The sequence below is a fragment of the Flagellimonas sp. genome (assembly GCF_965215805.1).
GTDB lineage: Bacteria > Bacteroidota > Bacteroidia > Flavobacteriales > Flavobacteriaceae > Flagellimonas.
Genome location: NZ_OZ244124.1, coordinates 1,598,536 through 1,612,453, shown reverse-complemented (window position 1 = coordinate 1,612,453; position 13,918 = coordinate 1,598,536). Strand labels below are relative to the sequence as shown.

Here is a 13,918-nt window from a genome sequence, read left to right as displayed (position 1 = left end):
GTTTTACACTAAAGTAAAGTTTGGGGATGCTTTCTTATTTTTGGGCAAAACCCATCTAAAGGATGCTGCAGTTGCTAAAATCCCTTTTCGGCATTACAAAACCCTTGATTGAAGAACTTGATCCCATGAAAAAATTTCTGATTGTTGGCCTTGGTAACATTGGATTGGAATATGAGGGAACCCGACACAACATTGGTTTCCAAATCTTGGACTTTTTGGCCGATCAAGAAAGTTTTGCCTTTGAAAGTGGCAAATTGGGTGCAGTGGGTACCTTCAAACATAAGGGAAGAAGCATCTTATGCATAAAACCTTCAACCTACATGAATCTCAGCGGTAAAGCTGTGAAATACTGGATGGAGAAGGAAAAAATTCCATTGGAAAATGTCCTCATCATCACGGATGACATCAATCTCACTTTTGGGACACTACGCCTTAAGACCAAGGGAAGCGATGGCGGGCACAATGGACTAAAACACATCCAAAACACCTTGCAGACCTCGCAATATACCCGATTTAGATTTGGGGTTGGAGCTGAATTTAGCAAAGGCAGGCAGGTGGAATATGTTTTGGGAAAATGGAATGAGGACGAACGGGCGGCTTTGCCAGAGCGACTTAAAAAATCGGCAGACCTTGTGCGTTCCTATGTTTTTACCGGCACCAAAAACACCATGAACCAATTTAACGGGACCTAGTACTTCTTAGAATACCCTAAAATCGAAAATCCCGGAGTCTGAAGTATTGCCCTGCGCATCCGTTGTGGTAATCCTCCAATAATATACAGTATCTGACAAAACCCCCACATCAATAGTGTTGGTTGTAGCATCCAAGGTTCCCAAGGAAGTTGCAGGAGGGTTTTGATCGGAGAAAAAGACTTCAAAAGACTCAATGTCATCTTCCACATCAGAACCGGACCACTCCAAGGTAACCTCATTGGACAAACTTTTCTGAACCGTAGATCCCGAAACGGGGCTCACCACTTGAGCGGGGAAAGGAGCATAGTTGGTTTGGGAACCTGCATTGTAAAACAACCAGGTGTCACTTGTTGCTGTTTGATCCGTATTGGAATTTCGTGAAGTCACCGTCCAGGAAAAAGGGGTCCCCTTTTCTATGGACAAACTGGCCGAAGTTGCAGCGGTGGAAATGGTCTGCGGAATATTGGTATCCAGGTTTACCACACTCAAGGTATACGTATCGGTATTGGCAGAAGCGCTCCACTCAAAAGTAACCTGACTCAGTGCATTGTTTATACTTACCCCAGTGGTGCATTCCGAATTTTCATTGGGAAAAATCAGATTGGCTCCTTCGGGTGCGGGAGGTGTATCATCACTTTTGCTGCAGGAATACAACAAAACAAAAATGCCTAAAATTGCTAAAAACCGCTTCATTCCTTAATCATTTTAAATACTTGCTTGCTATCCAAGGTTTCAATCCTCATGTAATAAGTTCCCTTGGGCAACAGGGAAACTCCAAGCTCCAAATCGTTTCCGTTCAACGTTTCATCCTTGGTCAGTACCAATTGACCATTGGAAGCAAACACCTGAACCTTGACCAAGCCATTATATCCACTTAAAAATACCTTAGCAGTATGGTTCACCGCATTGGGGTACAATATGGGTTTGGAAGATACAAAAAAGGACTCCTCATAAATTCCTTGGCAATCCAACCCAGTCGAAACCTTTAGCGTGTTCCTTCCTTCCTTCAGTTCCAATTGAATTCCATTATCCAATGTCTGGGTGACCAAACCATTGAGTTCAATAGTATATAAACTGCCCCCAGACATGGAAAGCGCCAAGGCTTGACCTTCCACTTCCGCAAAAACCGAAAGCAGCTCCGGTTGGGTCAGTTCCAGATTGAAACAAACCTCCCTAAAGGTTACCGTACCATTGGTTCCTGTAATGCATAGCGAATAAGATCCAGCTTCCAGGTTCCCAAAGGAATGGGAATTGGTAAAGTCCATATTGGAGGTTGTCCCGCCTCCATCCAAAACGGCTGTATAGGTCATTGAATTGTCAACCGCTGTAATGCTGATTGTTCCATCGTTGTTGTTTCTGCAACTCTCGCTCTGAACTTCCACCGTAAAATTATCTGTTGGGAAGCGGTTGATCGGGCAACCGTTTGTATCCACTTCGGTCCCTTTTGGTGTACCTAAGCAGAGGTCATCACCGTCATCAAACACCCCATCCTCGTCCTCATCAGGTCTAAATGCTCCTTCGGCACAAACCTCCAGCGTGAATCCAATTAGCGAACCTCCATCACCTGTTGCCGTATCCAAAATTTCCAAAGTCCATTCCCCAAGCGCAGATTCACCAATAAATGAACTTAACGCTCCCAAAGGCTTTACTGTGCCAGATATGGCGGGATTGATTGCACAAACTATGGTTGACCCGTCATCATCAAAAGTGGCATTGATATTATTGGCATCCCCGCAGGTATTTGAGATCAAGGTGACCTTTGTCCCCAAGGGGGAAGTCAAATTAATGATCAAATCCTCCAGGTAGGTATGGTTCAATTCCAAACTTACATTGACATCTGAGACAGAAAGATCTTCAAATATGTTTACCGTGCTGCTTACAGCGGATGTTCCTACAGGCGAAATTTCCAAGGGTAAGCCAGCAGGTTCCAAAGTTTTGCAATCCACCTGGATGGTTGTAAAACTAAAAGGTGTTCCAAAAGTCCCTGCTCCACACGCATTGTTGGGTCTTACACGCCAAAAATATTCCGTTTGGGCGGCCAAGCTTGTAGTTTGATAGAAATTAAAAGGTACTGTAGCTGACTCCACAATATTGGTAAATCCAACATCTGTGGCCACCTCCACATCGTAGCTGGAATAGAGTACGTTGTCTTCCCAATTCAATTGGGTGCGAATGGAAACATTCCCCTCTAAATCCGTAGGGGATTGAAGGACCACATCTGAAAAGCCATTATCCTTCACAATCAGGGTCAAGGGTACATTTTTGGTTACTGAAGCCGCAGTAGAGGTAACGGTAATATTGTATTCCCCAGCAGCCACCCCATTTGTATTGGAAATAGTCAGTTGTACGGAAGTATCATCTGCGCTTGCCTGGGTTGGGGCGAAAACACCAGTAAGACCTACTGGTAGATTGGCAGAAAAGGTGGATGTTTCACCAAAACCACCAAAGGTTTGGTAGGTGAATGGGATGATCAAATCATCGGGTTGGCAAACCTCATAAACCAAATCCTGAAAGCTCAATACCACCTGGGACTCTTGTATTGTAAAATCCGAAGCATTTACCGCAAAGAACACATTATCACTTGCCTTGATCATGATTCTTGCCGTTGTGGTGGCATCCCCAGGAATTAATATGTCCTCCTCGCCATCATTTAAGGTATCATCCGCCAGGGTTATGGGAAACGTCACGCCTCCATCCAAAGAAAGCATAATGTCAACGGTTTGGGCATTAACAGGTAGAATGTTGGTATTGGATACATCCCAAGTTACTTGTTGGGTAGAACCCCCTTCGTATACTTCATTGGTGCCTTGCGAAGTGATCGTGAAAGGTCCGGCAGAACTTACCACTTCCACATTTAGTACATCTGAAACAACTTGACCTCCACCAGCAGCATTATCCCGAACCGTAAATGCAAATTCAAAATTTCTGGCCACGTTGGAAACGGTTTCCCAAGCATCGTTAATCTCGGGTTCGGTTTGGGTGAGCTCGCCTTGAATTACACTGGATAATTTTGGAAAATATCTAGCGGGATCCGTGGTCGGCGGTAAAGACCTAAAGTTGGCACCGCTTGGGTTATCCGGACCAAAAGTCGCCGTGGTCACTACCCCATTATCAATCTGTTCCCAAGTATAGGTAAGTACATCCCCTACATCACTATCCGTTGCTATTCCCTCCAAGACAAATGCGGTCCCCATAGGGATTACATAGTCTCCTACCGGGGTTAGCACGGGTGGGTTGTTGGTAAGTCCTGTTTCCTCTGCACAGGAAACGGACTGCAAATATGTGGATATCTGCTGTATGCTGTAGAAATGAAAGTAATCACTTCCATTGGGAGCCACATCATTCCCGGGAACTATCCCAGCATAACCCATAATGGTTGTTCCACTGGCAGGCTCTGCTTGTACACCAGTTCCTTCGCTCTCAAAAGACCAGGTATGGTTGGCTCCAAATTGATGTCCAAGTTCATGGGACACAAAATCCAAATCAAAAACATCTCCCTGGGGATTGAACGCTGCAGAAAATGCACTTCCCTTTCTATTATCTGAACATACGGCCCCAATAAAACCTGCATTACCATTGTCCTGCCCTTGATCTACCTTGTGAAACAAATGTCCAACATCATAATTCTCCTCTCCTATGGTTGATGTCAAAGTGTTCTGTACCTCAGAATTAAGATTCCCATTATAGGGATCCGTACCGGAATTTGTAAAAATTATCAGGTCGTTATTGGGAATCAATTCCAAGGTCACTCCCAAATCGGTTTCAAAAACTTCATTGACCCTGGTCAAGGTTGTATTTATGGCCGCAAGGGCATCTGCAACCGTCCCACCATGATGTTGGGTATATTCCCCAGAGGCGGAAACCGCAATCCGATATTTGCGCAACAATTGATCATCCACCAAAGGTGTGATTGTTTTGGCCACCAGCTTTTGAATGTCTCCCGTTTTACAAACAAAGCTGCCTTTTCCGGAAGATTCCGCTCCCTTTTCGTATACCACATAGGTATCCGCTTCATTGGACAGTTGTTCTATGAAGGTTGTCTGTTGGTTCTTCAGGTTTACCAGCATCCCGTCCATCCCTTTATGGGAATTGCTCAACTTCACCTTGTACTGTCCATTTTGACTTACCCCAGTAAATGATTTAATCCCTGGATATTTCTTGGCCAGGTCTGGATGTAGAACTGAGGTCTCCTTTAAATCAAAGCCGATAACCTCTCCATGCCCATTTGGAAGATACACCGTGCGTCTGTCGCTATTAGTCTTGTTGGCAGGAAGCAAATCTTGCAATATTTGCCCTTTGTCCAAAGTATAGACTGCATTGGCCTTGTCCATATTGTTTTTCAGGGATGCACTTTTGAAAGAGCTCTTTACTGGTATCGATTTCCAATAAGAACGTTGACCGTAGATCGAAAATGAGATAAAAAATATGGTAATTGATAAAACAAGATGTAATTTAGCTTTCATACTAAAGGGGCGTCGGTCAATTTCAAAAATAAGCCTTTTTTATTTCTTGTTTAGGTGGAAACAATCCAAGGCATTTCTCAGTTTACAGATACATCATTCAATACCGCGGTAACCATTGGAACCTTTGACGGGGTACACATTGGACACGGCAAGATACTGGAACGCCTCATAAATAATGCCAAAAATGCAGGATTAAAATCAGTAGTACTTACTTTTTTCCCGCATCCCAGGATGGTACTTCAAAAGGACACGGACATTAAATTGTTGAATACCTTGGAGGAGAAAACCAAGATTTTGGAGGCCATGGGGCTGGATTACCTGATTGTCCATCCCTTTACCAAAGAGTTTTCCAGACTTTCGGCGACCGAGTTTGTTCGGGACATCTTGGTGAACAGCATCAAAACCAAAAAGATAATCATTGGGTACGACCACCGCTTTGGACGCAACAGAAATGCCAACATCCAGGATCTAATCTCCTTTGGAAATGCACTGGATTTTGAGGTGGAAGAAATTCCCGCCCAAGAGATCAACGATGTTTCTGTGAGTTCCACCAAGATTAGAAATGCACTTCAGGAGGGGGATATCGTTACGGCCAACAACTACCTTAGCTATCCCTACATGCTTACGGGCACTGTAAAAAAGGGCAAGGGTCTTGGTAAACAATTTGGCTTTCCTACGGCCAATTTGGACATTGCCGAAAAATACAAACTGATTCCCAAAAATGGGGTATATGTGGTAAAGAGCCATTGGGACGACAAGGATTATTTTGGAATGATGAACATTGGCTACAATCCCACCGTATCAGGCAAAAAAAAGAGTATCGAAATCAACTTCTTTGAATTTGATGGGAATCTCTATGACAAAAAAATCCAAGTGGACCTACTTCATCGCATCCGGGATGAACACAAGTTTGATTCCGTACAGGAGCTTCAAGAGCAGCTCAAAAAGGACAGGCAAACCTCGTTGGACCTAATTTCGAGCTAAAGTGAACCTGTTTCTTTTTAAAAAAATAGATAATGCACAGCTTATAGTTTTCAGGGTATTCTATGGCTTGCTGGTCAGCGCGGAATGTTATGGTGCCATTGCAACCGGTTGGGTGCGCCGAACCTTGGTGGAGCCCAAATTTACATTCAGTTTCATTGGGTTTGAATGGTTGCAACCCCTTCCCGGCAGTGGAATGTATATCTACTTTGCCATCATGGGCACCCTTGGGGTATTGATCACTTTGGGCTATCGGTATAGATTCAGTGCCTTTGCCTTTGCCATCCTATGGACCGGGGTCTACCTCATGCAAAAAACATCCTACAATAACCATTATTATTTATTGATGTTGTTGTCCTATATCATGGCATTTTTTCCGGCAAACCGTGATTTTTCATTGGACGCCAAACAAAGTCCCAGTATCCGCTCCACTACCATGTACAATTGGATACGCTGGACCATAATTCTACAACTTTTCATTGTCTACACATATGCCTCGGTGGCCAAACTCTACGGAGACTGGTTGGATTTCAGCATTATTGAGATTTTAATGAAGTCCAAAGCCGATTATTACCTTATTGGGGATTTTCTTCAGCAAAAATGGGTGCACAAAATTGTAGCGTTTTTCGGGATTTTTTATGATCTACTGGTGGTTCCCGCTTTGCTTTGGAAACCCACCCGTAAGATGGCCTTTGCGTTTTCCATCTTCTTCCACTTGTTCAACAGTATTGTATTCCAAATTGGGATTTTTCCATACCTCTCCTTGGCATTTATTGTGTTCTTTTTCCCTCCGGAAACCATTAGGAACATATTCTTAAAACGAAAAAGTGCAGAAACCGATAATACCCCGGCCATTCCCAAAAGCAGGAATTTGATCGTATCCGTATTAAGCATCTATTTCATCACGCAATTATTGCTTCCCTTGCGCCACCATACCTTTCAGGATGATGTGCTTTGGACAGAGGAAGGACATCGCTTGAGCTGGCGGATGATGTTGCGGAGCCGTGCCGGATCTATTCGGGTCAAAGCGGTGAACAAGGAAACTGGCAAAATGGAGGTCATAAAATTGGGCGATCATCTTACCAAAAAGCAACGCCGCAAAGTATCTTGCTATCCTGATTTTACCTGGCAGTTTGCGCAATACCTTAAAAAGGAATATGCCAAAAAGGGAGAGGACATTCAAGTCTTTGTGGAAAACAAGGTAAAAGTAAATCAGGGGAAATTTCAAAAATTTATTGATCCCGAAGTGGACCTGGCCAGTGTACCGTGGAAACATTTTGGCCATAATGAATGGATTTTGCCGTCACAAGCTGAAGAATAGTTGGGCATCTTGCCTAGATTGAATTAAATTTGCGGCTCAAAACAAGGCCATGCTTCAATTACAGACTATTAGGGAGAACAAGGAAGGGATCATCACCGCACTAAAAAAGAGGAACTTGGATATTGAGCCTATCCTTTCCGCTGTGCTTGATTTAGATGAAAAACGACGTTCCATTCAAACCGAATTGGACGCAACATTGGCCGAATCCAACAAGCTTTCCAAAGAAATTGGCATACTTTTTAAATCAGGAAAAGCAGAAGAGGCGAACACCTTAAAAGAGCAGACTGCAGGTTTGAAAGAAGCCTCCAAACAATTGGGTGAAGAACTCAATGCTACTGCGGAAGCGCTACAGGAACAGTTGTATCTGATTCCCAATATACCCCACGAATCCGTTCCCGCAGGTAACACAGATGAAGACAACGAGGAAATTTTTCGTCAAGGAGATATCCCAGTGCTGGCGGAAGGTGCTTTACCGCATTGGGAGTTGGCCAAAAAGTATGACATTATCGATTTTGAATCCGGGGTAAAGATTACGGGAGCTGGGTTTCCGGTATACAAGGGCAAAGGAGCACGACTTCAACGTGCACTGATTTCCTATTTTTTGGATAAGAATACAGCAGCGGGTTATACGGAGTTGCAAGTACCACACATGATCAATGAAGCTTCTGGTTACGGCACAGGTCAATTACCGGATAAAGAGGGCCAGATGTACCATGTTCAAGCGGATGATCTATATCTGATTCCAACCGCCGAAGTTCCAATAACCAATCTGCATAGGGACGATATGCTTACCGCTTCGGATTTACCCATCAAGTACACGGGCTACACTCCCTGTTTTAGAAGGGAGGCCGGAAGTTATGGAGCTCATGTCCGTGGACTTAATCGATTGCATCAATTTGACAAAGTAGAAGTGGTTCGTATTGAACGCCCAGATGCCTCTTACCAGGCGCTGGATGAAATGGTAGAACATGTTAAGGAGATTCTTGTTGAGTTAAAACTTCCTTATAGAATTCTTCGTCTTTGTGGTGGGGATTTGGGCTTTACCTCTGCCCTAACCTTTGATTTTGAAGTCTTCTCCACGGCACAGGATCGTTGGTTGGAAATAAGCTCCGTGTCAAATTTTGAGACCTTCCAGGCCAACCGATTAAAACTTCGTTTTAAGGATGAAAATGGGAAAAAGCAATTGGCCCATACTTTAAATGGAAGCTCCCTGGCCTTGCCTAGGGTTTTGGCAGGCATCTTGGAAAACTACCAAACCAGGGATGGAATTAAAGTCCCCGAAGTATTGGTTCCCTACTGCGGATTTGATATGATCAATTAAAATTTGTTGCCTCTAATTTAGATTCACTTAACAGGAATTGGGGTTTTTCTACGTTATATTTGAAATAAAACGAGCCATTGCGATACTTTTTATTTCTTATAGCGTGTGTTACCATTAGTATTTCCTCATATGGCCAAGAGGACTTTTTGGCCAAGCAATATTTCAATGATGGGGATTACGACAAGGCCTTGGTGTTTTATGAAAAATTGGTGAAAAAAAATCCAAGGCGCACAGACTATTCCGAAGGTTTGGTTGCCTGCTATCAACAATTGGAACGCTATGCTGATGCAGAGCAGTTTTTACTGAAAAAAGTTGAGGATGCTTATGCATTTCCCACTTTCTTCATAGAATTGGGATATAACTACACCTTGCAAAACCACGCCGACAAGGCTGCCGAGTATTATCAAAGGGCCATCCAGAAAATAGAGGAAAACCCCAATTTTGGGTATAGTGTAGGGTACCGTTTTCAAAAGTATGCCTTGTTGGACGAAGCCATCCAAGCCTATCAAAAGGCCATGGTACTTAAGCCCGAATTGAACTATGATTTTCAATTGGCTAGGATTTATGGGGAACAGGGACAGGTGGAAAAAATGTACCAGAGCTACCTCAATCTCATCAAGGAAGGCCGTACTTCGCGCTCCAATATTTTAAGGAATATAGACGATTTTATTTCGGAAGATCCCACCAACGAGAACAATGTGCTCCTTAGAAAGGTACTCTTAAAAAATGCCCAGAAGAATCCAGATATCTTATGGAACGAATTGCTAAGCTGGCTTTTCATACAACAAAAACAGTACAGTAGTGCATTCAGTCAAGAAAAGGCCATTTATAAGCGTACGGATGAAGTTTCTTTAGATCGGTTGGAAAACCTAGGCCAGATTGCGCTGGAAGACAAGGATTTTTCCAATGCCAGCAAGATTTTTGAATACATCGTGGACCATAGCGGCAATCCTGTTTCCAAACTCAATGCGCAATTGCACCTAATCGATATTAATTTGGAGACGCCTGACAAAAGCACCTTGAATGCTGTGGAAAAAAAGTTTGAAGCCTTGGTGCTGGAGTATGGAAACCAAAGCCAAACCTTGCAACTTCAAATTGCCTACGCCAATTTCCTAACCTTCAAAAGGGAGCGGCCAGCCCCAGCCATTGGCATGCTAAAAGAGAGTTTGGAACTCCCTTTGAGCAATAGGGGTACGGCCTATGTAAAAATGGCCCTAGGTGATATTTTGGTGTACAATCAACAATTTAACCAGGCCTTGATTTACTTTACCCAAGTGCAAAAGCGATTAAAAAATGATGTGCTGGGTCAAGATGCGCGCTTTAAGGTAGCACAGACCAGTTTTTATAAAGGGGATTTTGATTGGGCGCTTACCCAACTTAAAGTGTTAAGGGGTTCCACCTCGCAGCTCATTGCCAATGACGCCATGCAATTGAGCTTGTTGATATCGGATAATTCCTTGGAAGATTCCACCCAAACAGCGCTTAAAAAATTTGCTAGGGCCGATCTACTGGCTTATCAGAATAAGAACATCCAGGCCATTGAAGCCTTGGAGGATATTTTACAGAACCACAAAGGTGAAAAAATCGAGGATGAGGCATTGCTAAAGCAGGGACAGCTTTTGGAGGGTCAAAAAAGATATAAGGATGCTGAGTTCAATTACCAGAAAATAGCAGAATTCTATGCCCACGATATTTTGGCGGATGATGCGCTCTTTGCCCTAGGGGAGTTGTATAGAACTGTACTGGACGAACCTGAAAAGGCCATGGCACAATACGAGAAAATTATTTATAACCATCAGGACAGCTATTACTTTCCCAAGGCCAGAAAGCAATTTAGGCGTTTGCGGGGCGATGCCATTAATTGATTCTTCCCTACTTTTGAGCCAATCAAAAGTTGGACTATGCTGATTTACAATGTAACCATCAATATAGATGAAACCGTGCATGATGAATGGTTGACCTGGATGCGCGATAAACACGTTCCGGACATGTTGGCCACTGGAAAGTTTTCCCATGCCAAGATGGCCAAGGTATTGGTGGAAGAAGAAATGGGCGGTGTCACATATTCCGTTCAATACACCACAAAAGACCGAAAAACACTGGAGGCTTATTATAAGGAAGATGCAGAACGCCTTAGGTCCGATGGGCAAAAACTATTTCCAAACAAGTTTGTTGCCTTTAGAACAGAGCTGGAAATCATCAGTCAACAAATTCCGTAACCTTTGGAACACCTTTTCACCTACGGAACACTGCAGGACTTGCAGGTGCAACAGTATATATTTGGTCGGATCCTAACAGGTAAATCCGATTTTTTACCGGGTTTTAAAAAAATGGAAAATGCGGTCTATGATCGCTATCCCCTCGTAATACAAAGTGGAAATCCCAAGGACACCGTTCAAGGTATGGTATATGAGGTAACCTCATTGGATTTGGCCAAGTCCGACATCTACGAAACCAGTGCTTACAAACGTGAAAAAGTGATGTTGGAATCGGGCATTGAAGCCTGGTTATATGTCAAAAATTCAAACTAACTTGCAAAAAAACGTCCCGTGTCCAAAAAAAATAAAAAGAAACTTGGCAATGGCAAGCCAAAGCAGCGTAGGAATGGACACAATGAAAGTGCGGTAAAGGCCAAAAAACATTTAGGGCAACACTTTTTAAGAGATGAAAGCATAGCAGAAAAAATTGCCCAAACCCTCTCCCTTGATGCATACTCCAATGTCCTGGAAATAGGTCCTGGAATGGGCGTACTTACCAAGTATTTGCTGCAACGTGATTTGGAGTTGGTGGCCATGGATCTTGATGAGGAATCCATCGTTTATCTAAACCACAGTTTTAGGTTGGAACACCCGGAAGTGTTTCAAAAAAATAATCGCCTCAATATCTTGGAGGCCGACTTCCTCAAATTCGACCTAAAACAGTTGTATGGGAACGAGCAGTTTGCCATTACCGGTAATTTCCCTTACAATATTTCTAGCCAAATCATTTTTAAAATGTTGGAAATGCGGCAACAGATACCCGAGTTCTCTGGAATGTTCCAAAAAGAGGTTGCCCAGCGTATTTGCGAAAAACCTGGTAGTAAAACGTATGGTATTCTCTCCGTTTTAGTGCAGGCTTTTTATGAGGCAGAATACCTGTTTAGTGTCCCACCTCAGGTGTTTGACCCCCCTCCCAAGGTACATTCGGGAGTACTAAGGCTGACCCGTAGGGAAAATCTAAATCTCCCTTGTGACGAACATCTGTTTTTTAAAGTGGTCAAGACCGCATTCAACCAACGGCGAAAGACCATTCGCAACAGCCTTAAATCCTTTAACCTCTCTGATAATCTAAAAGAAGACACTATATTTGACCAGCGCCCTGAGCAGCTTAGTGTTGCTGATTTTATTGGGTTAACACAGAAGATTGCCAATGACCCCGTTTAAACTCACAGACGAGCTAATTGCTGAAATTCAACAACTGATTACGGATAAGAAAAACGCCGCACTCAGATTGATGATGAAGGAATTCCACTATGCGGATATTGCCGAGATTGCAGAGGAGCTTAAAGTGGATGAGGCAACCTATCTGATCAAACTTTTGGATAGTGAAAAGACCTCGGATATTCTGGCCGAGATGGATGAGGACATTCGGGAGTCGGTTCTGAACAATCTTTCTGTAAAGGAAATTGCGGGAGAGCTGGAAGAACTGGATACGGATGACGCTGCCGACATTGTAGGTGAACTTCCGAAAGAAATTATCCAGGATGTAATCTCTGAAATTGAGGATAAGGAGCATGCTGCAGACATTGTTGACCTGCTTCGCTATGATGAGGATTCCGCAGGCGGTCTTATGGCCAAGGAATTGGTGAAAGTCAATGAAAATTGGAACGTACTTACCTGTGTAAAGGAAATGAGGGCACAAGCTGAAAATGTAACACGGGTACATTCCATCTATGTGATTGATGATGAGGAAAAACTGAAGGGTCGACTTTCATTGAAAGATTTGTTGACCACTTCCACCAAAACCCACATCAAAGATGTGTATATCCCCAAAGTGGATTATGTTACTGTGAGTGAGAAGTCCGATGAAGTTGCCAAGATCATGTCCAAATATGATTTGGAGGCCATACCTGTGGTGGATGAGATTGGAAGATTGGTGGGGCGTATTACCATTGATGATATTGTGGATGTGATCAAGGAAGAAGCGGACAAGGATTATCAATTGGCTGCTGGTATATCACAGGACGTGGAGGCCGATGACAGCATTTGGGAACTTACCCGTGCTCGCTTACCTTGGTTGATTCTTGGGTTATTGGGGGGATTGGGAGCTGCGGGAATCATGGGCGGTTTTGAGGAAATGTTGGCGAAGCATGCCATTCTCTTCTTTTTTACCCCACTTATTGCGGCTATGGCCGGAAATGTTGGGGTGCAGTCCAGCGCAATTATTGTTCAAGGTCTTGCCAATAACGACCTCAAGGGAAGCATCAGCAACAGGCTGGTCAAAGAAATGCTCTTGGCCCTTTTGAATGGACTTATTCTGGCCGCTTTGCTTTTGATTTTTACATGGATCTGGCAAGGTGATTTCGCAACAGCCTTGGCCATCTCTGTATCATTGATAGCGGTCATCATGGTCGCTGGATTTATAGGAACTTTTACACCCTTATTTTTAGATCAGCGCGGAATTGATCCAGCCATTGCCACTGGCCCATTTATAACCACAAGCAACGATATCTTTGGCATCCTGATCTATTTTTGGATTGCCAAACTAATTCTTGGAATCTAAGCCAATAGCTATGAAACCCATTAATCTTAGAGAAAAACATGCAGAGTTTACCAAGCAGTGGCATCCGCATCAAATTGCGGTGGTGGACGACATGCAGGTACTCTTGGCCAAATTGCAGGGTGAGTTTGTTTGGCACGCCCATGAACATGAAGATGAATTGTTCCAAGTGATAAAGGGTACTTTGTACATGCAGTTTAGGGATCGAACCGAGATTGTGCAGGAGGGGGAGATTATTGTGGTTCCCAAAGGAGTGGAACACAATCCCAAAACCAAGGATGGTGAAGAAGTCCAAGTACTCCTTTTTGAAAAATTGAGTACTGCACATACAGGAAGTGTGCAACACGAAAAAACCCAAACTGTTTATCCAAAAATTTAGGAA

12 protein-coding genes are annotated in these 13,918 nt (G+C 43.4%); 10 read left to right on the top strand and 2 right to left on the bottom strand.

Annotated elements, in window-relative coordinates; all coding sequences use genetic code 11:
- Positions 1-62: 62 nt before the first annotated feature.
- Positions 63-692 carry an aminoacyl-tRNA hydrolase gene (gene pth / locus ACOOE0_RS07345; RefSeq protein ID WP_420401820.1) on the top strand — a complete coding sequence of 210 codons (630 nt, stop codon included), beginning with the start codon at positions 63-65 and terminating at the stop codon, positions 690-692.
- Between the two features lie 6 nt (positions 693-698).
- On the opposite strand, the gene ACOOE0_RS07340 is transcribed toward pth, so the two are convergent.
- A complete protein-coding gene (locus ACOOE0_RS07340; RefSeq protein WP_420401819.1) occupies positions 699-1,385 on the bottom strand; it encodes a hypothetical protein in 687 nt (228 codons plus the stop codon).
- Complete coding sequence (locus ACOOE0_RS07335; RefSeq protein WP_420401818.1) at positions 1,382-5,023, bottom strand: reprolysin-like metallopeptidase; 3,642 nt, start codon at positions 5,021-5,023, stop codon at positions 1,382-1,384. The genes ACOOE0_RS07340 and ACOOE0_RS07335 overlap by 4 nt, the downstream gene beginning before the upstream one ends.
- 186 nt (positions 5,024-5,209) lie before the next feature.
- Here ACOOE0_RS07335 and ACOOE0_RS07330 point away from each other — a divergent pair, with 186 nt between their 5' ends.
- From ACOOE0_RS07330 to ACOOE0_RS07290, 9 genes are all read left to right on the top strand, one after another.
- The gene (locus ACOOE0_RS07330) at positions 5,210-6,139 is read left to right on the top strand and encodes a bifunctional riboflavin kinase/FAD synthetase (RefSeq protein ID WP_420401817.1); all 930 of its coding nucleotides are present in this window, start codon (positions 5,210-5,212) and stop codon (positions 6,137-6,139) included.
- A 1-nt stretch (position 6,140) separates the two neighbouring features.
- Positions 6,141-7,457, top strand: coding sequence for an HTTM domain-containing protein (locus ACOOE0_RS07325; RefSeq protein ID WP_420401816.1), 1,317 nt, complete (start codon positions 6,141-6,143; stop codon positions 7,455-7,457).
- Positions 7,458-7,506: 49 nt separating this feature from the next.
- Positions 7,507-8,778: a serine--tRNA ligase gene (serS, locus tag ACOOE0_RS07320; protein WP_420401815.1), complete on the top strand. Its 1,272-nt coding sequence runs from the start codon at positions 7,507-7,509 to the stop codon at positions 8,776-8,778.
- Between the two features lie 77 nt (positions 8,779-8,855).
- Positions 8,856-10,643 (top strand): tetratricopeptide repeat protein, encoded by a 1,788-nt coding sequence (locus ACOOE0_RS07315; protein ID WP_420401814.1) that lies wholly within the window; start codon positions 8,856-8,858, stop codon positions 10,641-10,643.
- A 36-nt stretch (positions 10,644-10,679) separates the two neighbouring features.
- On the top strand, positions 10,680-10,997 hold the full coding sequence (locus ACOOE0_RS07310) for a DUF4286 family protein (protein WP_420401813.1): 318 nt from the start codon (positions 10,680-10,682) through the stop codon (positions 10,995-10,997).
- Between the two features lie 3 nt (positions 10,998-11,000).
- Positions 11,001-11,309, top strand: a complete 309-nt coding sequence (locus tag ACOOE0_RS07305; RefSeq protein WP_420401812.1) for a gamma-glutamylcyclotransferase family protein — start codon at positions 11,001-11,003, stop codon at positions 11,307-11,309.
- Positions 11,310-11,327: 18 nt separating this feature from the next.
- On the top strand, positions 11,328-12,200 hold the full coding sequence (gene rsmA / locus ACOOE0_RS07300; RefSeq protein WP_420401811.1) for a 16S rRNA (adenine(1518)-N(6)/adenine(1519)-N(6))-dimethyltransferase RsmA: 873 nt from the start codon (positions 11,328-11,330) through the stop codon (positions 12,198-12,200).
- Positions 12,187-13,539, top strand: coding sequence for a magnesium transporter (mgtE, locus tag ACOOE0_RS07295; RefSeq protein WP_420401810.1), 1,353 nt, complete (start codon positions 12,187-12,189; stop codon positions 13,537-13,539). The genes rsmA and mgtE overlap by 14 nt, the downstream gene beginning before the upstream one ends.
- Before the next feature lie 10 nt (positions 13,540-13,549).
- Entirely contained in the window at positions 13,550-13,915 is a 366-nt protein-coding gene (locus tag ACOOE0_RS07290; protein ID WP_420401809.1) for a cupin domain-containing protein, read from the top strand.
- Positions 13,916-13,918: the final 3 nt, after the last annotated feature.

Bases quoted from the DNA above. Each gene is read 5' to 3' on its own strand.
- pth (WP_420401820.1), top strand. From the start codon at position 63: ATGCTGCAGTTGCTAAAATCCCTTTTCGGCATTACAAAACCCTTGATT.
- ACOOE0_RS07340 (WP_420401819.1), bottom strand. From the start codon at position 1,385: ATGAAGCGGTTTTTAGCAATTTTAGGCATTTTTGTTTTGTTGTATTCC.
- ACOOE0_RS07335 (WP_420401818.1), bottom strand. From the start codon at position 5,023: ATGGACAAGGCCAATGCAGTCTATACTTTGGACAAAGGGCAAATATTG.
- serS (WP_420401815.1), top strand. From the start codon at position 7,507: ATGCTTCAATTACAGACTATTAGGGAGAACAAGGAAGGGATCATCACC.
- ACOOE0_RS07310 (WP_420401813.1), top strand. From the start codon at position 10,680: ATGCTGATTTACAATGTAACCATCAATATAGATGAAACCGTGCATGAT.
- mgtE (WP_420401810.1), top strand. From the start codon at position 12,187: ATGACCCCGTTTAAACTCACAGACGAGCTAATTGCTGAAATTCAACAA.
- ACOOE0_RS07290 (WP_420401809.1), top strand. From the start codon at position 13,550: ATGAAACCCATTAATCTTAGAGAAAAACATGCAGAGTTTACCAAGCAG.